The organism is Maribellus maritimus (genome assembly GCF_022267315.1).
In the GTDB taxonomy this organism is placed as follows: Bacteria; Bacteroidota; Bacteroidia; order Bacteroidales; family Prolixibacteraceae; genus Draconibacterium; species Draconibacterium maritimum.
Genome location: NZ_JAIKLE010000019.1, coordinates 1 through 23,940, shown reverse-complemented (window position 1 = coordinate 23,940; position 23,940 = coordinate 1). Strand labels below are relative to the sequence as shown.

The window sequence follows — 23,940 nt, the reverse complement described above, 5'->3', positions numbered from 1 at the left end:
TTTATTTAAGTAACTATTGTAAGATCGAAGCAACAGGGTTATAAAAAAATATTGCAAACTACAACAGATAAATGCTATGCCTTAATTTTAGTTGATAGTCTCTTTTTAAACTCATGAAATGTCCCCCTTCTTAAAATCATGAATTCGACACTAAAACTACTAAAAAATAGATAGATTAAAATCCAACGGGGAGAAAAACGGGAGAGCATTTGTAAAATTTACAAAAAAATTAAATCACACCCTAAAAAAACAATGGGTAATATACTAACTCAAGCTGGAGATTCAGCACAAAAAAAACCACTACAGTGGTTGCAGTGGTTCACTTTATTTTAGACTGTTTATTTACATCTTTTTCACTCTACCGGAACCGGCAACAGATGAATCGATACTTGGACTGCCGTGATAATATACACTCCCGGAACCGGCAACTCTTGCTTTTAAAGAGCCATTGGAAGTGACCGAACAATTTCCTGAACCGGCTATTCGAACAACAACATCTTCGGCTTCAAAGTCTTCGGCTTTTACATCGCCGGAGCCGGAAATTGAAACTGATAAATCGTCAGCAACTCCCCCACTCCCGATAACAATATCACCTGAACCGGAAATAGAAGCTTTTACTCTTTCTGTATCCAATTCAGCCAAATTTATATCACCGCTACCGCTAACGGCCAAATCCAGAATACGTGTTTTAATTTCATCTTCAGCAATAATATCTCCCGAACCGGATACTGCAAGCGCGTCAATCTCGGGAACAGTTATATAAATTTCTATTTTACCAGGATTAAATGATTTGAAGAAATAATTTTTGTTTTTAAACCGGATGGTAAGTCTTCTTCCATTAACTTCTGTAACAATTTCTTCCATTGTTGATGACTTGGCAACAATTTCAACACTTTGTGTTTTCCCTTGTTCCAGATACAATTTACCGGGAACACGCAATGAAATTTCTGAAAAAGAAGACACTTCACGCTCTTCGTCTTCAGCAAATAAGGGATTGATAAACAAAGCAGTTACAAAAAGAAAAGTGAGGATAAAGATTTTTGTTTTCATGTTTATTTTGTTTTTGAATATTATCAATACCTTGTAATGACGTGCAAATAACACTAAAGTTGCACATTGAACAAAAAAAAGTGCAACTTTTGACGCTGAAATAAAAGAAACATGAAAAACGAACATATTATACCGGTTCAAATCAGGTTTAACGATATTGATTTAATGGGACACGTGTACAATGCTAAATACCAGGAATTTTTCGATTTGGCCCGCATTAAATATTTTGAGGAAGTTCTGGGTAATTTAATTAGCTGGACACACAAAGGTTTGATTATTGCTTCGGTAAAAACAGATTATTTACAGTCTACCTTTCTTGAAGATAAAATAGAGGTGGTTTCCCACGTGAGTTCACTTGGCGAAAAAAGCCTGACAATGACACAACAGGTTTTCAAAAACGGGCAAACTGAGCCGGTTGCAATTGGGAAAACAACCATGGTTTGTTTTGATATGAAAAAAAGAATTTCGGAATTTATTCCGCAGAAATGGAGAGAAAAGCTTATTGATTATGAGCCGGATTTAAATATCAATCAGTCCGTCGGGAAGCTTTAATACCAGCACTTTTTGCTCCTCATCAACCGAAACCAGAAAATCTTCATTAAAAGGTACCAAAACCTCGCTCCCGTTATAATCAACATTCAAGACCATGTTTCCTGAGAAATCCTCGACGCTTGTGATTTTTCCTATTCTTCCTATTTTTTCATCTTTCAGAATAAAATCAACAAACATTGAGATTGTCATTTCAGCCTCTTCCAAAACAATCTCATGATTAAAAAGCCAGACCGAACCTCCAACCAGCCGACGGGCATAATTTTCGGTATCCACCCAATCGAATTTTATAATGGCCGACTTTGAAGATCGAAAACGAAAACCATTTTCAGCAATAAAAAAGGGTACCAAAAGCCCTTCCTGTTCAACAAAAAAATGCTCGGCTTCTTCCAACGAAGTTTCATATTCAGGTTCGTAATCCAAAACTAATTCTCCGTGAACACCGTGTGTTTTCCGAAAAAAACCAATTTGTGTACAATCTGCCTTTGGTATTGTTTCCATGCAGTAAAAATAGGGAAAATATTTATCGACTCATCTTTCTGATTACTCAATGTCTAATTATAACATGCTGCCCTATGTTCAGGATGACGGAGACCTGAAGCAAAAAAAACCACCGGTCTTCCGACCGGTGGTTTTCTATGTTCAGATGTTGTCTTTTTCAGATTCAGCACCCTATTCTTTTGGAGCTTCTTCATCTGTAGCTGTTGCTTCCGTTTCAGCAGCCTCATCGGCAGCTTCTTTCGCAGCTTCTGCTTCTTCTTCGGCAACTTCAGCCTCTGTTTCAGCAGCTAATTCAGCATTTCTGGCAGCAATGGCAGCTGCTCTTTCTTCTTTGATTTTAGTTTCAGCTTCGAGTTGTTTTTGGGCAGCTGCATCGGCATCGCCGGCCAACCGGTCGACTTTAGCCTGAATTTTTGCTTCTTTTTCAGCCATCCATTTTTCCATACGTTTCTCAGCTTCCGCTTCATCAAAAGCTCCTTTTTTAACTCCACCCATCAGGTGTTTTTTGTAGAGTACACCTTTGTACGATAAAATTCCACGTACGGTGTCGGTAGGTTGTGCGCCTTTTACAAGCCAGTCGTAAGCTTTGTCAAAATCGAGATCTATCGTAGCAGGATTAGTGTTGGGATTATAAGAGCCAATCCTTTCAATATACCTGCCATCTCGTGGCGCCCTGCTATCTGCTACCACAATGTGGTAGTAAGCATAACGTTTGCGGCCGTGCCGCGCTAATCTCATTTTTACTGGCATAATTCTAAAATTATTTTTTTGAAAATGTGGCGCAAAGATAGTATAAAAATCTGTTTACGAAATTATTAACTGGCTTTTTTCATCAGATTATTGATTTGGAGACTTTTTAGTATTTCTAAATCTTATTTTTACCACCTGATTAGATGTACCGCTTCAAACAAAATTAAAACCACAAAGATTATATACAATATAAAAGCAACGCTATTCCTTATTTTTTTGGAGAAATATAAAAATACAGGAACCGCCAAAGCCAAAAAGGCAGAATTTTTTAAATCCTGCGACGTAATATTAAAAGTTCCTCGAAAAATCCATCCAAAGATTTCAGGAATAAATAAAAACATCACAAAAGAAATTAAAAGGATCTCTACAAACTCTGCAATTTTTTTCATGTGCCCTCTTACTAATTTTTCTATTTCACCCTACCCGGATTTTTTTTAATAAAATCGTTCCAATTTTTATATTCTTTTTTTTGCTGTGGCCTGTCCAATTGAATAAAATGACAAATGGCAACAGCAATGGCATCTGTAATGTCCATTTTGTCGGGCAGTTCTTTTAAATGATACACCTTTTGCAGAAAATAGGCCACCTGCTCTTTGGATGCGCGTCCCATTCCGGTAATGGATTGTTTTACCAGCAACGGCGCGTATTCATGAATCGGAATATTGTGCATCAGTGCAGCAACCATAATTACTCCCTGCGCACGCCCCAGTTTTAGCATTGCCTGAATGTCTTTCCCGTAAAAAGGCGCTTCAATGGCCATCACATCCGGCTTTAGCGCTACCATCAGTTTTAACGCTTCTTCATGTAACACCTTTATCCGCTCATAGTGAACCATCCCTTTTTTTGGTGTTATTTTTCCCATGTCCAGAATCTCCGGTTTTTTGTTGCGTATTTCAACCAAACCATAACCGGTGATATTGGTTCCGGGGTCTATTCCTAATATTTTTATCGGTTCTGAAATCATGAAAATTTTTGATTTGTTTTGTCGAGTTGCTGCACAAAAATGCCCGCAACAATAAAAACCAAGCCAATAAAAGTAGTGATGTAAATGGTTTCCTTCAAAATAAAGTGAATAAAAATAAGTGAAATGAAGGGTGCCAGAAAAACCAGGTTTCCAATTTTTGCATTGCTGGTGGTAAGGTTCATAGCCTTTAACCACAACACATAGGTGATTCCTACTTCAAAAATTCCGGAGTAAACTGCCGCCCAAAAACTTGGGTTGAGTTCCATCTCAAAATCAGAGAAAAGTACCACGGCAACGGTAAGATACAATAAACCGAAAAAATAGTTTAAAAAAAGCTTGACCACTTCATCGCGTTTATCGCGAACATTTAAGATCCAGTAGATAGCCCAAAGCACAGAAGTAATCAGAGCCAGAATTACACCCGTAACATTAACCTGTTTGAATCCTTCAATACCGCCCTGCGATGAAATAAAAACTACTCCGGTAAAACTTATAAAAAGTGCGGCAAAACTTACCCACCCAATTTTCTGTTTTAAAAAGGGAACCGAAAGCAGCGCCAAAACAATGGGCCAAACCATATTTATGGGTTGCGCAATTTGTGCCGGCAAAAGGGAATAAGCTTTAAATAAAACCAAATAATAAATCAATGGATTTAATGCACCCATACCCATGGACGTTAACCACTTCTTCGGTGATTGTTTAAAAATGAGATTAAATTTCCCCTGAACGACAATAAAAACGAAAAGAAACAATACAGACACTGCCGAGATATAAAAAATAAGCTGGATAAAATCGTATCCGCGTAAGGCCAGTTTAAAAGATGTGGCAACCGTTGACCAAAAAAATACGGACAAGCCGGCAAATAAATAGGCTTTCTCAGTTGATTTCATTCGGATTGACTGGTTGCATAAATAAATCTTCTTCCGTGGGTTTTTGATCTATTTCTTCATCCGGATATATTTCCCGTAACTCTCTGTAAATTGTTCTCGATTCATCAACAAACACACTTCCGGGATAATCAAACAACATTTTTTTATAGAAATCGCGGGCTTTTTCTTTTTCTCCCAAATGGTAATTAAACAGTCCTGCAAGCTCAAAAAGAGCATCATCGGCCAGAATATCATAGCTAAAATCTGTTACTATCTGTTCGAGGTAAGCGGCAGCTTTCTCATACTCCTGTCTTTCTATTTCAATTTTTGCTTTCCGGAATAAAATGTCGTCGACCAAAGAATTGTAGGGATAAACTTCCTGTAAGCCATTCAAAACAGCCATTGCATCTTCAGGCTTGTTTTGAAAAAAAAGCAAATCTGCTTTTGCAAACATGGTTAGCGGAACAGCAGTAGTGTCCATATTCAAATTATTGCCAATTAACAACGAAAGGTCAAGGGCATCGTTTGCAGTTAATTTCGATGTACTGGCCTTTAACACATCCAACTGCGCTTTGGCCCAGCTAAAATTCCCCATGTAATAGGCCAATTTTGCTTTCTTTAATTTCACTTCATCACCCAAAGTATTCATTTTGTTTGCGTCAATAACCTGAGAGTAAACCAGTGTTGCTTCCCACTGATCGCCGGAATACACATAAATATCCGCCATTTCAGTTTTTAACAATCCTGATTGTTCCGGTTTTAATTTGGGTATTTCCAAACCTTTTTGCAAAACACCAATTGCTTTTTCTGAGTCATTCAAATAAAAAGCCAAAAGATGGGCATACTCCTGAATCATATTTAACGATGCTACGTCGTAACCCAAATAATTCAGCACACTATTATATTGACTGGCAATTTCTTTTCCTTTTTCAATATCTTCTTTTGAACCGTTTATAAATTGAAGATAATTTACGTGAACCTGTTGCGAAAATGCCCGGTTATAATAAGGATTTTCCTTCCCTTTTGCGAGCAGATATTCATATGCTTTTTGAGCGTCGCCGTAACTTTTGTTATTTAGGGCCAATTGCCCCAACTGTGCAATTTGCGGATCTTCTTTTCCTGTTCTTTTATCCAATGCTATTGATTGTCGTAAAGCGCTTGAAAATTTTTTTTCCTGAAGAAAAAACCAAATCAGCAGACGGTTATAACCTATAACATTGGGATCTGCCTGAATTCTTTTCAAAACCTGACCCCGAAACTGGTTTCGCAAACCGTCATCAATATCGAGCCGCATTGCCGAAGAAAGGCTGCTTTGAACTCTTGCCAGCTGTTTTTCATCCTGACGTAAAAGATTGAGGTATTCTTCGAGCATATTGTCGTAATTCCGCTGGTAGAGATAGGCTCTTGCCAGTTCGTAATTAAACTGTTCCCCCTGAATTTCCTGTCGCCCTTTTAAATAGGTTTCAACTGTATAATCATATTTTCCCCACTGCAAAAAGGTGTTTGCTGTAACCAAATAACTTCCTTTATTTGGAGGAATTGACCGAATAGCATCCTGGTATTTAATAGTTGCTTCCTCAGACCTCCCCTGCTCATCGAGAACATAACCCAGGAAGACAACAAGTTCAGGACTGGGATTTTTGCTCTTTTTTATCTCGCTGGTAAGACTCTCCTCTGCTTCGGCAAACCGATCGAGTTGAAGCAGACTATTAATGTAAAGTCTGAAATAATAATTATTCGAAGACTTTTTATATACCGAAAGTAATAGAGGAATTGCCTTTTCATAATCTCTCGAATTATAATATGTAATGGCAAGTTGAGCATCGGTTTTTTCCTTTTGCTGAAGTTGTTGGCCGAACGCGTCCTGTAATGTAAAAATAAATATAAATAATATGGCTATGTATCTCATAATCTTTCAAAATGGTCACTACAAAAATAACACTTAAAACCATAAACGGTTCTTTCTGTTACTTTTTACAATATACAGTTACTTTTTAAACAGATTACTTTACTTTTATAAAAAATATATTTTGATATGGCACACGAGTTGAAAGACAGGCAGCGACTGCCGAAGTGGATGAAGATGAAAATGCCAAAGGGAGAAAGCTACTCGAAAGTCAAAAATCTTGTTGAACAGCACGGACTTCACACCATTTGCACAAGCGGAAACTGCCCCAATATCGGAGACTGCTGGAGCCGTGGAACAGCGACATTTATGATTTTGGGTGATGTTTGTACGCGCCGGTGTAAATTTTGCGCTGTTAAAAGTGGCCGTCCACTGGCTCCTGATTTAGAAGAGCCCGGGAAGCTGGCAGAATCGGTTCGGATTATGGGCGTAAAGCATTGTGTAATAACTTCTGTTGACAGGGATGATTTGGATGATCAGGGAGCTGAAATTTGGGCCCGTACCATTCGGGAAGTTAAACGTGTAAACCCGGATACTAAAATCGAAGTTTTGATTCCTGATTTCAGAGGAAAGGAAGATTTGATTCAACAGGTTATTGAAGCAGGCCCGGAAGTGATCTCGCACAATCTGGAAACGGTAGAACGCTTGACACCTTTTATTCGGTTTGCTTCAAAATACCGCCGCAGCCTCGATGTAGTAAAATATGTTGCACAAAACTATAAAATTGCCAAATCAGGAATCATGCTCGGATTGGGAGAAACCCATGAAGAAATCCTGCAAACGATGGACGACTTGTTGGAAGCAGGCTGCAAAGTAATGACTATCGGGCAGTATCTGGCACCAACTTCAAAACATATGCCGGTGGTTGAATATATTACTCCTGAGCAGTTTTATGAATACGCCAAAATAGGCAGGCAAAAAGGATTTAAATTTGTAGAAAGCTCTCCGCTGGTAAGAAGTTCATACCGGGCGGAAGAACATGTGAATGCATAAAAAAAGAGTATAAAGCAATTAGCATTGAGTAACAAGTGACAAATTTTAATTACAACGATTTAGGTCTAAAAGACTACAAAGAATGTTGGGATTATCAGGAAAAAATACTGGCTGATGTGGTTGCTGAAAAACGGGCAAGCGGCAAACCAACAGCAAAAAACCAGTTTATTTTGGTTGAACACCCGCATGTTTACACCTTGGGAAAAAGTGGAGATGAAACAAATTTGCTGGCCAATGCCGATTTCCTGAAAAAAATTAAAGCCGTTTACTATAAAATCAACCGTGGAGGTGACATTACCTACCACGGCCCGGGACAGATTGTGGGCTACCCCATCATCGATTTGGAACACTACAAAATTGGTGTGCGCGAGTACATCGAAAAAATGGAAGATGCTATCATCGCCGCCATTGCCGAATATGGCTTGGAGGGCGGCAGGAAAGAAGGTGCTACTGGTGTTTGGCTCGATTTTAACCATAAAGTCCGTTCCCGAAAAATCTGTGCCATCGGCGTGCGCGTGAGCCGCTACGTCACGATGCATGGTTTTGCATTAAATGTGAACACCGATATGCGTTACTTTACTTACATCAATCCCTGTGGACTAACTTTTGGTGTTACTTCCATCCAACAGGAACTGGGAAGAAAAATTGATTTGGAAGAGGTTAAGTCGATCCTGAAAGAAAAGTTTAATTCTATCTATTAAATCTCTCATCCGGCATTTCAAATTCCCGACAATAGTTTTTAAAATGAACTACGTCACATAGAGTAGCCCTTGATCTGCTTATAAGTTCCATGTATCTTTCTTCAGGTTGAGAGAAATGTGCGTCTCCACATCAATTTCACATTAAAGTTTTATATTTTTTTAATAAGTTAATTTTATCTTTGGAATTATTTTTAAATATTGATCCGAATTCTTACTGTTCAAATAATTAAATAAATATCACCAAAATGAGCAAAATAAATCAAACATCAAGAAGACGGTTTTTGAAAAGTGCATTGGTTGCAGGAGCCGGTTTTACCGTTGTTCCGCGTCATGTTCTGGGAGGCAATGGTTTTATTCCACCTTCCGATCAACTCACAAAAGCCATTATCGGAGTTGGAGGGATGGGACGCGGCCACATCCCATACGAGGGAACCCGCGTTGTTGCTATTTGCGATGTTGACACTGAACATTTGGCACTGGCACAAAGTAAAATTGATTACGATGTAAAAAAATTTCACGATTTCAGGGAAGTTTGCCATTTACCGGAAGTTGATATTGTGCACATTGCCACTCCTCCGCACTGGCATGGGCTAATGGCTGTTGAAGCAGCAAAAGCCGGAAAAGATATTTGGTGTGAAAAACCAATGACCCGAACCATCGGAGAAGGTAAAAAAGTGGTGGAAGCCGTAAATGCTCATGGAAGAATGTTTCGACTAAACACCTGGTTTCGTTTTAAAGATACTTTTTACGGACTGGGAACAGATGTAAAACCACTTAAAAAAATTATTGACAGCGGAATTCTGGGATGGCCGTTAAAAGTTACCGTGAGCGGAATTACCGGCTACGACTGGAAATTTTACTGGAGCGGGGAACACAATTTAAAACCTATGCCGGTACCGGAAAACCTCGATTACGATTTTTGGCTGGGGCCGGCTCCATATAAACCTTACAATCCAAACCGTGTGCACGCGAAATTTCGCGGATACTGGGATTATGATGGTGGCGGATTAGGTGACATGGGGCAACATTATCTCGACCCGGTTCAATATTTGTTGGGAAAAGATGATACCAGTCCGGTAAAAATTGAAGTGGACGCTCCACAACAACACTACGATGCAGTAGGCTCATGGAGAAGAATTACCTACACTTATGCTGATGGCTGCCAAATAATATTGGATGGTGAAAACCGGGATAAAGATGCGGCATACATTGAAGGGCCAAACGGAAAAATTTTCAGGGGATTTAAATCAGACATTCCTAATCTTCACAAATTCCTGGAAACACTTCCTGATCCCGAACCACAAATTTCTATCTTCTCGGAATCAGTAAAAACACGCAAAAAATTTGCATTGAATGAAACCAATGGGTTCCGTTCAGCAACAATGGTAAATCTGGGAATTATTGCAGTACGACTTGGGAGAACACTTCATTTTGATCCTGAACAACTTGAGTTTATTGATGACGAGGGGGCAAACAAAATGATCAATCAACCCATGCGTGCTCCATGGACAATTTAAAGGATGAAAGATTAACTATTTTAAGGATTAAAACGATGAAAAAAAATATTTTCAAATTATTTACCATTCTCCTGCTAACGGTGGCTTTTTTAACTTCCTTTGCACAAGATCACCGGACTCTTGATACAAAAGTTGCCGATATCCTGGCACAAATGCCAACAAAAGATCTGGTTCACCGCGACCGTGTTATAGCCGAAATGTTTGAACTGGGACCGGAGGGGTTTCAAAAATTCTCAGAATTACTTGTTCCACTTGGTACCGGCGACGATACAGCCGTTCGTTTTGCGATTAACAGTTTGGCAAGATATTCAAGTGCCTTTGGGAAGGAAGAAGAAAAAACTTTTACCGAGACCCAACTTTTAAAAGCTTTGGATGCCCACCACGACGTAGAAGTAAAAACATTTTTACTCAATCAGTTGAATTTAGTTGCCGACGATAAAACCGTTGATGCCATCAAAAAACACCTTGCAGAAAAAGATTTGACAGAGCCAATAACACAAACGCTCGTAACAATTGGATCTGAGAAAGCAGCGTGGGCATTGTTTGAAGCGCTCCCGAAAGCTCAGGAAGATGCCACAAAAGAAACACTGGCGAGAGCGCTTGGAGTTTTAGAATACAGTCAGGCTGCTGATGCAATTGCACATTTTGCAGAAACCGAAAATCAGAAATTAAAAAAAGCTTCGTTGGCAGCACTTGCCAACATCGGTTCTCCTGCCTCATATAAAACATTGTACAACGCCGCAAAAAATGTTGACTTTACGTATGAAGCAACCAACGCAACGGAAGCTTTTTTAAATTATACTGAAAAACTGGGAGAAAAAAACCAGGTCGAGCTTTGTAAAAAAGCCTGCAAAGTGATTTTCAAAGCCAACCAAAGCGCGGAAAAATTGCACAATTATTCAAAAGCTCTGGCAATCTATTCTAAATATTTTGGTGCAGATGCATTACCGCTTTTGCTAGGAGCAGTGGATAACAACGACAAGGCTTTCCGCTATTCTGCTTTAAATTTGGCGGAAAAAACCGATGATATTGCCAGTACACGCGCCTGGATTGAAAAAGCTAAAAATTCTCAGGAAGATATAAAAGCAGAAATTATTGATATGTTGGGCAGAAAAGGAAACAAATTTGCCCTCGATTTTATCAAAGAAAGCCTGAATTCTTCATCACAAAAAGTAAGAGAAGAATCAATTACAGCGATGGTTAAATTACAGGAAACAAAAGCAATTCCGGTATTAATTACCCATTTGGCAGCGGGAAAAGATGTTTCTGCTGCAAACAATGCATTACTTCAATTACTTGATCAAAATCATCTGGTACCTGTTGCAACGCAAATACCCAAAACTTCGGGCGAAACAAAAGCTGCATTTATTGATTTGATTGCTGCAAAATCAGGTTCCGAATATTTCAGTGAGATTTATGCGCTTACCAACTCTTCAGATCAGGTGGTAAGAAATTCCGCTTTCAGCGCTCTAAAAAGAATTTCAAACTCAGAAAACCTGGATCAGCTGATTATGCTTTTACTTTCATCGATAAATGACAATGAAGTTGGTGAAGTACAGGCTGCTGTTATAACTGCTGCACAAGGCATTGAAGAGGAAAAAAGTGAAAAGGGCAAAGTTCTGGGAGCCTTAAAATCAACCGACGACAAAGAAAGAATTATTGCCATCCTGCCAGAAATTGGCGGCCCTGTTGCACTTGAAACTGTTGCCGGATTTTTTAATAACTCAAACGGAAAAACAAAAGAAGCTGCGTTTGAAGCATTAACCAACTGGAAAGAATATGATGCTTCAAAAACACTTTATGAAATTTGCCAAACAAACAGTTCTTTCCGCGAAAAAGCTTTTGCAAGTTTTATTCGTCAGGTGCGTTCTGCCAATATCCCTGATGATCAAAAATTGCTTCAATACCGTAAAGTAATGCCGTTTGCAAAGTCAACACAGGAAAAAACAACGGTTATCAGCTCGATTGGAAATCTTAAGACTTTCCTTGCATTGGTTTATCTTGAACAGTTTCTTGACAAAAGTGAGTTGCAGCAAACAGCTGCACGCTCTGTTATGAAAATTGCACTTCCGGGCTCGGAAGAAAAAGGTTTTTCGGGAGAATTTGTAAAAAATCTTTTGGATAGGGTAACATCTGTTCTTTCTGGTGAAGAAAGTGATTACGATAAAATTAACATTCGGAATTACCTTGAAGATATGCCAAAAGAAAAAGGATTTGTCTCGATGTTTAACGGCAAAAATCTTGACGGTTGGCAGGGAATGCTTTTGAATGGAAATCCCATTAAAATTGCTGAACTAAGTGAAAAAGAACGCGCCAAAGCTCAGGAAGAAGCCAATAAAAAAATGTTTGAGAACTGGAGTGTCCGGGATGGCCAGATTATTTTTAACGGGCATGGAGCAAACCTGGTTTCAACAAAAAATTACAAAGACTTTGAGATGATTGTTGACTGGAAAATTACCAAAGAGGGCGACAGCGGCATTTATCTGAGAGGAACACCACAAGTACAAATCTGGGATACATCGCGTGTTGAAGTGGGTGCCCAGGTTGGTTCAGGCGGACTGTACAACAACAATGCCGACAATATTCGAAACCCGCTAAAAGTAGCCGACAATCCTATTGACGAGTGGAACACATTCCGTATTACAATGATCGGTGAAAATGTAACGGTTTATCTAAATGGCGAGCTGGTTGTTGACAACGTCCGAATGGACAATTATTGGGATCGCAGTATTCCGATTTTTGAAAGCGGCACCATTGAATTACAGGCCCATGGAAACGAACTGGCTTTCCGCGATATTTATGTTCGCGAAATCAACACCGATCACATCGGGTTAAGCAATAACGAAATTGCTGACGGATTTACTTCACTTTTTAACGGAAAAAATCTGAATGGCTGGCAAGGCAATAAAACTGACTACTATGCTAAAAATGGTGAGTTAATTGTAAACCCAAAACGGGGCGGACATGGAAATCTTTTTACAGAAAAAGAATACAGTGATTTTATTTTCCGTTTTGATTTTCAATTAACACCCGGAGCAAATAACGGACTAGGAATCCGGGCTCCTCTGGAAGGCGACGCTGCTTATGTGGGAATGGAATTGCAAATTCTGGATAACACGGCAGCGATTTATGCCAACCTGCACGAGTATCAATACCATGGTTCTGTTTATGGTGTTATCCCGGCAAAGCGAGGATTTCAGAATTCGGTAGGAGAATGGAATTCTGAAGAAGTAATTGTTCGGGGTTCAAAAGTGAAAGTAATTTTGAATGGCGAAACCATTCTGGACGGCGACATCAAAGAAGCCAGCAAAAACGGAACTTTGGATGGCAAAAAACATCCGGGGCTGAAACGTGAAAAAGGCTACATTGGATTTTTGGGGCACGGTTCTGAATTAAAATTCAAAAACATACGGATAAAAGATTTGAATGAGTAAACTTTTGAAGTAACTCAATCGATTCAGTAATAATAGTTTGATTAACTAAAGCAGGGTTTCATTTTGAAGCTCTGCTTTTTTTATTCTCCGGGGAACTGCATCAGAAGAATCTTCAGGATTACACTGTATCCCTCTAAATTTTGCAATAAAAAAACCGCTTTAAAAAAGCGGTTCTTCATAATATTCATCTAAATTCCTTAAATACTGTCAATTGCGTTCAAATCGTCAAAAGCAACTTTTAAGCGTTCAATCATTGCTTCTTCCGCTTTGCGAATCCAAACACGTGGATCATAAAATTTCTTATTCGGTTTGTCTTCTCCGTCCGGGTTACCAATTTGTCCCTGCAAATAACCGTGGTTAGCTGCTTCAAAATCACGAACACCTTTCCAGTAAGCCCACTGAGTATCGGTATCGATATTCATTTTTATAACTCCATATGAAATTGCTTCCCGAATTTCTTCATGAGTAGATCCAGAACCACCATGAAAAACAAAATTTACTGGTTTTTCTTCCGTCCCCAGTTTTTCCTGAATATATTTTTGGGAGTTATCTAAAATTTTCGGAGTCAGTTTTACGTTCCCTGGTTTGTAAACTCCATGAACGTTTCCAAATGAAGCTGCAATCGTAAAGTTAGGACTTACCTTACTTAGTTCTTCATAGGCATAACAAACCTCTTCGGGCTGTGTATATAGTTTTGAACTGTCAACACCGGTATTGTCAACACCGTCCTCTTCTCCACCGGTAATACCCAATTCAATTTCCAGGGTCATACCCATTTTACTCATTCTTTCGAGGTACTTTTTACTGATTTCAATATTTTCTTCCAGCGGTTCTTCCGAAAGATCAAGCATATGTGAGCTGAACAACGGCTTTCCTGTTTCAGCAAAATGCTTTTCACTGGCATCAAGCAGGCCGTCAATCCAGGGTAACAATTTTTTTGCAGCGTGGTCGGTATGTAAAACAACATGCACTCCATAAGCTTCGGCCAGGGTATGAATGTGTTTTGCACCGGCAACAGCGCCCAAAACCGCCGCTTCCTGTCCATCCAGTTTTAGTCCTTTTCCTGCATTAAATACAGCTCCTCCGTTTGAGAACTGGATCATTACCGGAGCCTTTGCCAATTTTGCAGCTTCCATAACAGCATTAACTGAAGATGAACTTACAACGTTTACTGCCGGAAGGGCAAAGTGTTTTTCCTTAGCTACCTCAAAAATAAACTGTAAATCGGATCCGGTAACCACACCCGGTTTAACTGCATCAGCTATTTTTCCCATAATTTCAAATATTTAATTTATTATTGATTACTTAAAAACAACACAAAATTACGATTTCAGTTCTTGGAGTGCAAAATTACGATGTTAACGAAGATTAAATTCTTCATTATTTAATATTGCTGATTCACAATTCATTAATTCATTCTGAATTAGGGAAACCATTATTCTTCCGACATTTTTTATTGAACCAAAATATTAAAGTTAAATTTTATATTTCCCGGTTTTTAAATCCGAATGAATTATTGAATTTTAATTACTTTCACCCACCAAAAATTAAAAATCAAATCTAACTCAAATAAAAATGACAGTAAGTTATAAAGATTTAGGTCTGGTAAATAGTAAAGATTTATTTGCCAAAGCTGTTGCAGGTGGATACGCAATTCCTGCATACAATTTTAATAATTTAGAACAATTGCAGGCCATTCTGCAGGCCTGCGTTGATACAAAGTCGCCGGTTATTTTACAGGTTTCGTCAGGTGCACGTAAGTATGCCAACGCAACTTTGTTGCGCAACATGGCCAAAGGTGCTGTTGAATATGTAAAAGAACTGGGATATGAAATTCCGATTGTTCTTCATCTCGACCATGGCGATACTTTCGAACTTTGTAAAGATTGTATCGACAATGGATTTTCATCTGTTATGATTGATGGTTCGCATCATTCCTACGAAGAAAATGTTGCATTAACCAAAAAAGTAGTTGAATATGCTCACGCACATGGTGTAACTGTTGAAGGAGAGCTTGGAGTTTTGGCAGGGGTTGAAGACGATGTAGTTGCCGAAAAATCAACTTATACCCGTCCGGAAGAAGTAGAAGACTTTGTTGCCAAAACAGGTGTTGATTCGCTGGCAATTTCAATCGGCACTTCCCACGGTGCAAACAAATTTACACCAGAACAATGCACTAAAAATGAAGATGGAGTTTTAATTCCGCCAATGCTTCGTTTTGATATTCTGGAAGAAATTGAAAAACGTATTCCAGGCTTCCCAATTGTTCTTCATGGTTCTTCATCAGTTCCACAAGACCAGGTGGCTATTATTAACCAATTCGGCGGAGCATTAAAAGATGCAGTAGGTATTCCGGAAGAATGGTTGCGCAAGGCAGCAAAATCGGCTGTTTGCAAAATCAATATTGATTCTGACGGACGTTTGGCAATGACAGCTGCTATTCGCAAAGTTATGGCTGAAAAACCAGGTGAATTTGATCCAAGAAAATATCTGGGGCCTGCCCGTGACTCATTAAAAGAATTGTATAAACACAAAAACGAGAATGTTTTAGGTTCAGCAGGGCAGGCTTAAAAAAAATAAGAAATTGAACAATTAGGAAGGATGGCTAATTAATTAGTCATCCTTTTTTTTATTAAATATCACCTACATTTTCTATTTTTGGTAGTTCGCTCTCTTTAATAATTAAAAACTTATAATTTTTATTATGATTATTTAACATTCGGTATTTGTCACTTAAATTAGTGAACAAAAAATCGTTGAGTGAAAGCAAGCCACGGTGTTATCTTAGTGTTACCCTTATGTTAACAAAACATTAGCAACCTATAGCAAAGGGGCAATAACGACTCTTTATTATTTAAAGTGATTCTAAATTATAAAAATACTATACGCCCTAATATAACATATTATTGTTCAATTGCGAAGTCAGGTATCATTTTGTTTCTGAAATCTTATAGAATATTTCTATATAAACCTTTATCATTTATTAGAATATCGATTGCGTAAATTTTGTGACAAAATTATCCAAAAAAAGAACCAAGGATCAGAACAATTGTTAAATACAACTTTAAATAAGAAAGCCTCTATTATAATAAATTCTAAGAAAAATTCTAATTATCAAAACTTCGTCGACATTCTAACATTATGTAAAATATTTAAATATTGTAACTCTCTATCATATTGACACTTATTTTGAAAAATATACTTTTTCCTATCTTTGAAACGTTATTGAGTTTGAATCTATTTGTAATTATATTGTTAAGTATGTCCATGGTGTTTTCAAATTTAGGCTCAACATTTTTAATGTTGAAAGGGGAGAGATTAATTCTTATAAAGAAATTTATCTATATTTTCCCGATTTTGTTTTTTCTGGTAGTTTCTACTGCCAGCAGTTATGCAACCGTTTACTATGTCAGTAACTCCGGAAATGATAATAATTCCGGAACCAGTCCTACCGAGGCCTGGCAAACACTGAAAAAAGTAAACAGCTTTTATCCCGGCCCGGGAGATCAAATTCTCTTTAAAAGAGGGAATAGCTGGGTTGGCACATTAAAAGCAGGTGGCTCTGGTTCTTCGGGTAATCCTGTCGTCTATGGAGCATATGGCTCTGGAGAAAATCCTAAAATCTATAATTCGGAGAAAGTGACCAATTGGGAAATTCATTCCGGAAACATCTATAAAGCTAAAGTCTCTGCTGATAAAATCGAACAGGTTTTTATTAACGACAATCTCCGGCTAAGATCCGCCAGGTATCCAAATAACGGTTATTTTGACATAAGTTCTGTAAATGCAGCAAACAAATTTACTTCTAAAGATTTAAACGGAGGGATAAATTACGGTGGTGCAATGGCAGTAATACGCGACAAAGAATGGTCAATCTCCTCTAAAAATGTATCCGGCTCTTCCTCTCAAACCATTACGCTGGCATCTGCTCCACTATACGGACTAGGTGTAGGTAAAGGTTTTGTTTTAGTTGGTAAGCTGGAATTTCTGGATGAGGCTGGAGAATGGTACTACGATAAAAACTCAGGGACACTATATCTTTGGACACCGAATAATGATTCTCCGGAAAATTATACAATTCGGGCTTCGACCAAAGATTATGCAGTTTATATCGACGGCAGATTCTATGTCAATATCGAAAATCTGAACCTACTACATTCAAACACTGATGCGGTTTATGTTAGCAAATCACTACATATTACGATCAACAACAACAATATTCTATATCCCGATAACCGAGGGATGACGATTAATTCCATTGCTTCAAGCCATGTAACAATTTCGAATAACATGATTAATGGAGCAAACCACGATGGTTTAAAAGTTGATGGAACTTATCATACAATTTCGGATAATACAATAAAAAATATTCGATTATTTGAGAATTTTGGCATTGGCGGTCTTGGAGACCCGATGGCAGGAAGAGGAATAAGTATAATTGGTGGTTACTCTCAAATACAATACAACCATATTGAAAATATTGGGTATAATGGAATTGGTTTCTTCGATGCACCATATACAAAAATTGAATATAACTATATCAAAAATACATGTCTTACAACACAAGATGGAGGTGGGATATACTGCTATAACAGAAGTGTTTTGGCACCAGGTTGTCAATACTCAGAGATTCGCGGAAATATTGTTGACAATGTTCCCGGAAATATTGATGGCTGTACCACAACCTTAAAACAAGGCGCGGGTATTTATATGGATGATCGTATCCACCACATTATTATTGAAAATAACACTGTAGCAAGAGCTTCCTATTATGCCATATATCTTCACAATAACAGATATATTACCGTCTCAAACAATACAATCTTTGATAACGGAAGTGGTTTCCGCGTAACAGGCTCATTTGGGGCAACTCAAAACAGTATACAGAACAACACCTTTTTAAATATTTCCTCATCAGGCTCTGGGAAAAAAGCAACTCTCGGATTAATAAATTCTTCTGAATCGTCTATTGTTAAAATTAACAGTAACAAATATATCGATAAACACCGAGATACACCTTTTGCAAATACAAAAGACTATACATATAAAACTTTTTCACAATGGAGGTCAATTAGCGGAGGCGATTCGAACTCTACGATTGACTCTAAACCATTAAGTGCCGGCGAAGCAGAAAAATTAATATATAACAACACCAAACAAGAAAAAACAATAAATCTGGGAAATACGGTTTATCTGGATTCCGATGGAAATCAGGTTACAGGAAAAATTACTTTAAAACCTTTCACCTCTAAAATTCTTATCGGGACAAATATCGAAAATATTGATACAAACCGAGAACCTGAAATAAATGGACAATCTTTTGAAATAAAAGATGAGCTCCCTGCGGAGGGGGTCGTAGGGCAAGTATTGGCCAACGACCCTGACGAAAACCAAAACCTTACTTTTTCAATAGAAGGAGGAAATAATGAAAATTTGTTTTATATCGAATCATCAACCGGTAGGATATACTCAACCAAAGATATTTCTGTAGCTCAAGATAAAACCATTGAATTGATTGTTACTGCAACGGATGATGGAACGAATCCGTTATCTGCCTCAGCAGTTGTAATGATTTATATTTTGGCAACTAAAAGTGATGAAACGGGGCTGATTTTAGATGTTAATCCGCCATCAATCACTTCCTTTACAGTCCAGGAATCAATAAACACTTTATCTATTCCTGTTTTAACATTCGAAGCTACCGACGACAACGGAGTTGCAGGATACCTAATTACCGAAACGGGGCTTAAGCCATCGGCAACTGATTCAGCATGGCTCTCCTCCGCACCTGATACTTTTCTTGCAAGTTCAGCCGAAACTTCGATTCTTTACGCGTGGACAAAAGATCAGGCAGGAAATATTTCAAATTCTTATTCAACACAGGTAGAGATAGATTTAAACAGATCATTTTCTGAGTATCTATTTGAAGAAGAGTCCGGTCCGTTAGTATATGACTCACAAGGTCCCAATGACGGAACTATTTACAATAAAGAAACCAGAACAGAGGGAATTATAGGTAGTGGATTGAAACTTGATGGTTCAAATTATATCAATTTAGGGGAATGCTTTGCCGAAAAAATCGAGGACCAAATAACACTCAGTGCATGGATAAAGCCAGATCCAAAATTTTTCGGTTATCAGGGAATTATTATGCATGGAGGATCAGATTTTGATACCTATGCTATATACATTAATCAAACATTTAAACGAATCGCTTTTAAAACAACCGAGACTTCGGAACCATGGCTTGCTATCGATAAAACAGATGAACTATGGGATGGGGAATGGCATAATATCACAGCCGTTTATAACGGCACTGAAAAAATTATCTATTTAGATAACATAGTTATTGGAAGATCGGTTAATGAAGGAAATATCTCGGCTGGAGAAGGATACAATTTATTAATTGGAGCCGGAAGAGATACTGAGAAGCCAACTCTCCTATACAAAGGACTAATCGACGAGGTTAGAATCTATAACTACGCATTAACCATTGAGCAAATAAGCGAACTTTTTAATAAACCTCAGCAACCACTAATTTCTTCGTCTGCTTACACTATTGAATCCATAACAATCTGCGAAGGAGATAATTATCTGGGATGGACAGAAACCGGAACTTATGAACAAATCTTAACAACTCTTTTGGGAACGGATAGCATTATTACTACTGAATTAATTGTAAACCCCAATTATGAAATAACTGAAGAAGTTACCATTCAAAAAGGTGAAAGCTATCTGGGGTGGACAGAAGAGGGTGAATACTTAAGAACACTAAGTTCTGTAACCGGCTGCGATAGCATTGTCACAACTTTGCTTACTGTGGAATCGTATACTGAAAATAGTACAGACGATTCTACAGCAACAGAAAACACATCCAATAAGTCTTTAACCTTTAATTCGGATTATAATTTCAACAACGTGCAGACTGAAGATTATAGAAGCAATGAGAATCTTAGTTCAATAAAGATTAATCCGTCTTCTGACTTTATAATTTATCCTAACCCGACAACAGGTTCATTTATAAATATTGACTATGGATTTCCTCCAGACTCTAATGCTTTACTGGAAATAATAGATAGTAACGGGGTAGTTCAGATCAGCCAATTGATTGTAAACAAATTGACAAGAATTAATTTAGAAAATTTAACTCCTGGATTATACTTTGTGGTATCCAAAACAAACTACGGAACAAATACAAAAAAATTAATGATAAAGTAAATATTAAATTTTAATCTTTATATGCACGATATTAAGCTGTCTCATAAATAAACTTGTCATTCAGCTCAAAATTGACAACCCACATTGCGTAAAAATTCAGATTTCAGCTCTACTTGTTAAAATATAGCTTTAATAAGTAGAGTTGTTTTTTTTAGCAGCTATTGCACATGGTAAGAAAAAAGTTTGTTTAACCTAATAATTTTCTTCGCCTTTCCCTGATAACCCAAGGTATCCGACTCTGAAAAATATTATGTTAACACCATTTTACTGACCAAAGTTTCGTCCAATTTAATCTATTGGAAACAAACTCTCAAAACCTGTTAGACTTATACAGTTTAACTTTCAGCACTTTACCGATAGTAAAATAGGCATTTTGCCCAACCCCTGTTTTAATCCTAATTGATACTTTTGCTACCGATACAAAATCAAATTGGACGTTTAAATATTTTACTTATGTTTTTAAATCGGAAAGGTTATACCCTTACCAAGGGTGTCATTGGTGATTTATTTTTAAAAAATAAATTACTCTCATTCAGAGAAATTGTTTTGTCAGCTATTTTATTGGTATTCCTTGCCAGTAATGGTTTCGCTACCACTTACTATGTTAGCTCTGCCGGAAACGACAACAACTCCGGCACTAGTTCGAGTCAGGCCTGGCGTACGTTGGAAAAAGTAAACAGCTTTTCTCCAAGCCCCGGAGATCAAATACTTTTCAATCGTGGAGACCAATGGGTTGGTACTCTAACAATCAATGTGTCTGGTAGCTCAGGAAATCCAATCGTTTTTGGAGCTTACGGAACAGGAGAAAAACCAAAAATTTATAATTCAACTGCCGTGTCCGGATGGTCTGTCTATTCCGGGAATATATACAGGGCTTCCATTAGTGCTCAAAGTATTGATAGGGTATTTATTAATGACAACCCTGTACGCTCGGCAAGGTATCCTAACAGCGGTTATTTTAAGATATCTTCTGTTAACAGTTCTACGCAATTCAAATCAACAGCTATCAACGGTGAAATTGATTACTCAGGTTCAGTTATCGTTTTCCGTGACAAAGAATGGTCAACATCTACATCTACCGTTACCAGTTCTTCTTCACAAACCATCAATATCTCACAAGCACCGCTTTACAGCCTAAATACGGGAGAAGGATTTGTATTACTGAATAACTTAAAATATCTGGATGCCGCAGGTGAATGGTACTATGACAAAAACAGTAAATATTTGTATCTGTGGACCCCCAACGGAGATTCGCCTGAAAATTACACTGTTAGAGCTTCGGTTCTCGAAAATGCTGTGGTTATCAATTCTAAAAATTACATTACCCTTGAAAACATTGAATTCCTGCATTCCAATGGAAATGGAATAACAATGGGGGATTGTGACTATATAACTATTAAAAACTGCGAAATCAGTTATCCGGACAATATTGGAGTTGAAATTAGCTCCGGTTCTGCAAAAAATCTGACATTTACAAACAATACTATCATCGGTGCCAATCACGATGGGATAAAAGCCTACGGTACCTATCATACTTTTGAAGACAATACAATTAAAAATATTGGCCTTTTTGAAAATTTTGGCGTTGGCGGTTTGGGCTCACCACAAGGAAAAAGAGGTATAATTATTCTTGGTGAACATAGCAAAGTCAGGTACAACCACATAGAAAACATTGGGTACAACGGAATTGGCTTTTTTGCTGCACCCTATACAGTAATCGAATACAATTATATTAAGAATACGTGTCTTACAACACAGGATGGCGGTGGTATTTATTGCTATAACACCAGTACTTCAGACCCCGGATGTCAATACTCTGAAATCCGTGGAAATATTATTGATAACGTACCTGGAAATACCGAAGGGTGCACATCAAGCACGAAACAAGGTGCAGGCATTTACATGGATGACCGCATCCATCATATTACAATTGAAAATAATACAATAGCAAGATCTTCATACTATGCAATATTTTTACATAACAACAGGTTTATTAGTGTTTCAAACAATACCGTTTATGATAACGGCAGCGGATATAGGGCTACCGGTTCATTCGGAGCATCAGACAACAGTATCAAAAATAATATTATCCTAAACATTGCCTCTTCCGGTTCGACTTCAAAAGCAACTCTGGGTATATTAAATTCAAATGAAAGCTCTATTGTTGATATTAATAACAACAAATACATTGATAAGCACAGGGATACGCCATTCGCAAATACAAAGGACTATTCGTACAAAACATATGCTCAATGGAAATCTGTCACTGGCCACGATGGAAATTCAACTTTTGACGGGACTCCCCTCGATAACGGGAAAACTGAAAAGTTAATTTACAATAATACAAAACAGGCAAAAACATTTAACCTTGGAAGCTCTGTATACCTCGATGTTGATGGCAATCCGATTAGTGGAACAATAACACTGCAGCCCTTTACTTCAAAAATCCTTATCGGAACAAATGCAGAAAATATTAACACTAATCAGAGACCTGAAATCCAAAACCAGTTTTTTGAAATTGACTCACATGTAGCTGCTAATACAATTATCGGCCAACTGGTAGCAAACGATCCGGATGAACAAACCCTAAACTACTCTATAACAGGAGGAAACAGCGAAAATTTATTTTATATCGATTCTAAAACCGGAGAGATATTTGCAAATACCGACATATACGCTTCTGCAGATAAGACAATCGAACTGTTTGTTACTGTTATCGATGACGCCACAGATCCGCTGTCTGCTTCTGCAACTGTGACAATTAACATCTTCGCAGTAGTAAATAACGACGAAACAAATGCAAGCTCTGATGATTTAACAGCCCCGGTTATCTCTGCTTTCTCAGTACCAGAAATAACTTCTTCTCTGGAAATTCCGGTTTTAACATTTGAAGCTTCTGACAATAAAGCTATTACCGGGTATCTGATTACTGAATCCGAGAACACACCAGCTGCTGACGACCAAAACTGGTCGGCCTCAGTTCCTGATTCATACACTTTTACTTCAAGCGGCTCCTTTGAACTGTTCGCCTGGACAAAAGATGAAGCTGGAAATGTATCAAATTCAATTTCTGCATTGATCAACGTTGTTTTTCAAGATAATTCTTCTCCATTTTCTGAATACCTGTTTGAAGAAGCTTCGGGAGCAACAGTTATCGACTCAAAAGGATCAAACGACGGCTCAATAATCAATGAAGAAAACAGATGTGATGGAGCAAATGCAGGCGGCCTGCAATTCACAGGTAAAGGCCACATTAACCTGGGACACTGCTTTTGTGAGGTACAGGACCAGCTGACACTTAGCGCATGGGTAAAACCCGATGCAACATATACAGATTACCAGGGTGTTATTATGCACGGCGGACCAAATGATGATACATATGCAATGTACATCAACTCTGCATACAAACGTATCGCATTCAAAACAACCGGTACCACTTCTGCTGCATGGTTCTTTGTTGATAATATTGACATCTGGGATGGCGAATG

The 23,940-nt window shown here is 38.0% G+C and carries 15 protein-coding genes; 8 read left to right on the top strand and 7 right to left on the bottom strand.

Going from position 1 to position 23,940, the window contains the following annotated elements; genetic code table 11:
- Window positions 1-342 precede the first annotated feature (342 nt).
- Window positions 343-1,050 carry a head GIN domain-containing protein gene (locus tag K5G00_RS16800; protein WP_238767343.1) on the bottom strand — a complete coding sequence of 236 codons (708 nt, stop codon included), beginning with the start codon at window positions 1,048-1,050 and terminating at the stop codon, window positions 343-345.
- Window positions 1,051-1,161: 111 nt separating this feature from the next.
- On the opposite strand from K5G00_RS16800, the gene K5G00_RS16795 reads away from it, so the two are divergent.
- Window positions 1,162-1,602 (top strand): acyl-CoA thioesterase, encoded by a 441-nt coding sequence (locus K5G00_RS16795; RefSeq protein WP_238767342.1) that lies wholly within the window; start codon window positions 1,162-1,164, stop codon window positions 1,600-1,602.
- Here the strand turns inward: K5G00_RS16795 and K5G00_RS16790 are convergent.
- The 5 genes from K5G00_RS16790 to K5G00_RS16770 all read right to left on the bottom strand — a co-directional run bounded on the left by K5G00_RS16790 (window position 1,570) and on the right by K5G00_RS16770 (window position 6,592).
- Complete coding sequence (locus tag K5G00_RS16790) at window positions 1,570-2,100, bottom strand: ribosome maturation factor RimM (RefSeq protein ID WP_238767341.1); 531 nt, start codon at window positions 2,098-2,100, stop codon at window positions 1,570-1,572. The genes K5G00_RS16795 and K5G00_RS16790 overlap by 33 nt on opposite strands.
- 171 nt (window positions 2,101-2,271) lie before the next feature.
- Window positions 2,272-2,850 carry a 30S ribosomal protein S16 gene (locus K5G00_RS16785; RefSeq protein ID WP_238767340.1) on the bottom strand — a complete coding sequence of 193 codons (579 nt, stop codon included), beginning with the start codon at window positions 2,848-2,850 and terminating at the stop codon, window positions 2,272-2,274.
- A gap of 409 nt (window positions 2,851-3,259) precedes the next feature.
- On the bottom strand, window positions 3,260-3,814 hold the full coding sequence (gene ruvC, locus K5G00_RS16780; RefSeq protein WP_217447751.1) for a crossover junction endodeoxyribonuclease RuvC: 555 nt from the start codon (window positions 3,812-3,814) through the stop codon (window positions 3,260-3,262).
- Window positions 3,811-4,704, bottom strand: coding sequence for a DMT family transporter (locus K5G00_RS16775; RefSeq protein ID WP_238767339.1), 894 nt, complete (start codon window positions 4,702-4,704; stop codon window positions 3,811-3,813). The genes ruvC and K5G00_RS16775 overlap by 4 nt, the downstream gene beginning before the upstream one ends.
- Window positions 4,691-6,592 carry a tetratricopeptide repeat protein gene (locus tag K5G00_RS16770; RefSeq protein WP_238767338.1) on the bottom strand — a complete coding sequence of 634 codons (1,902 nt, stop codon included), beginning with the start codon at window positions 6,590-6,592 and terminating at the stop codon, window positions 4,691-4,693. The genes K5G00_RS16775 and K5G00_RS16770 overlap by 14 nt, the downstream gene beginning before the upstream one ends.
- A gap of 126 nt (window positions 6,593-6,718) precedes the next feature.
- Here K5G00_RS16770 and lipA point away from each other — a divergent pair, with 126 nt between their 5' ends.
- The 4 genes from lipA (at window position 6,719) to K5G00_RS16750 (ending at window position 13,234) form a co-directional block, all read left to right on the top strand.
- Window positions 6,719-7,582: a lipoyl synthase gene (gene lipA, locus K5G00_RS16765; RefSeq protein ID WP_238767337.1), complete on the top strand. Its 864-nt coding sequence runs from the start codon at window positions 6,719-6,721 to the stop codon at window positions 7,580-7,582.
- Between the two features lie 35 nt (window positions 7,583-7,617).
- On the top strand, window positions 7,618-8,283 hold the full coding sequence (gene lipB, locus K5G00_RS16760; protein WP_238767336.1) for a lipoyl(octanoyl) transferase LipB: 666 nt from the start codon (window positions 7,618-7,620) through the stop codon (window positions 8,281-8,283).
- A gap of 245 nt (window positions 8,284-8,528) precedes the next feature.
- Complete coding sequence (locus tag K5G00_RS16755; RefSeq protein WP_158865495.1) at window positions 8,529-9,800, top strand: Gfo/Idh/MocA family oxidoreductase; 1,272 nt, start codon at window positions 8,529-8,531, stop codon at window positions 9,798-9,800.
- A 35-nt stretch (window positions 9,801-9,835) separates the two neighbouring features.
- On the top strand, window positions 9,836-13,234 hold the full coding sequence (locus K5G00_RS16750; RefSeq protein ID WP_238767335.1) for a family 16 glycoside hydrolase: 3,399 nt from the start codon (window positions 9,836-9,838) through the stop codon (window positions 13,232-13,234).
- Window positions 13,235-13,431: 197 nt separating this feature from the next.
- On the opposite strand, the gene fbaA is transcribed toward K5G00_RS16750, so the two are convergent.
- On the bottom strand, window positions 13,432-14,508 hold the full coding sequence (gene fbaA / locus K5G00_RS16745; RefSeq protein ID WP_238767334.1) for a class II fructose-bisphosphate aldolase: 1,077 nt from the start codon (window positions 14,506-14,508) through the stop codon (window positions 13,432-13,434).
- Window positions 14,509-14,809: 301 nt separating this feature from the next.
- Here fbaA and K5G00_RS16740 point away from each other — a divergent pair, with 301 nt between their 5' ends.
- From K5G00_RS16740 to K5G00_RS16730, 3 genes are all read left to right on the top strand, one after another.
- Window positions 14,810-15,805 (top strand): class II fructose-bisphosphate aldolase, encoded by a 996-nt coding sequence (locus tag K5G00_RS16740; protein ID WP_238767333.1) that lies wholly within the window; start codon window positions 14,810-14,812, stop codon window positions 15,803-15,805.
- A 660-nt stretch (window positions 15,806-16,465) separates the two neighbouring features.
- On the top strand, window positions 16,466-20,452 hold the full coding sequence (locus tag K5G00_RS16735; protein WP_238767332.1) for a LamG-like jellyroll fold domain-containing protein: 3,987 nt from the start codon (window positions 16,466-16,468) through the stop codon (window positions 20,450-20,452).
- Window positions 20,453-20,905: 453 nt separating this feature from the next.
- Window positions 20,906-23,940, top strand: a 3,035-nt coding sequence (locus tag K5G00_RS16730; protein ID WP_238767331.1) for a right-handed parallel beta-helix repeat-containing protein, incomplete at its 3' end; no start/stop codon positions are given.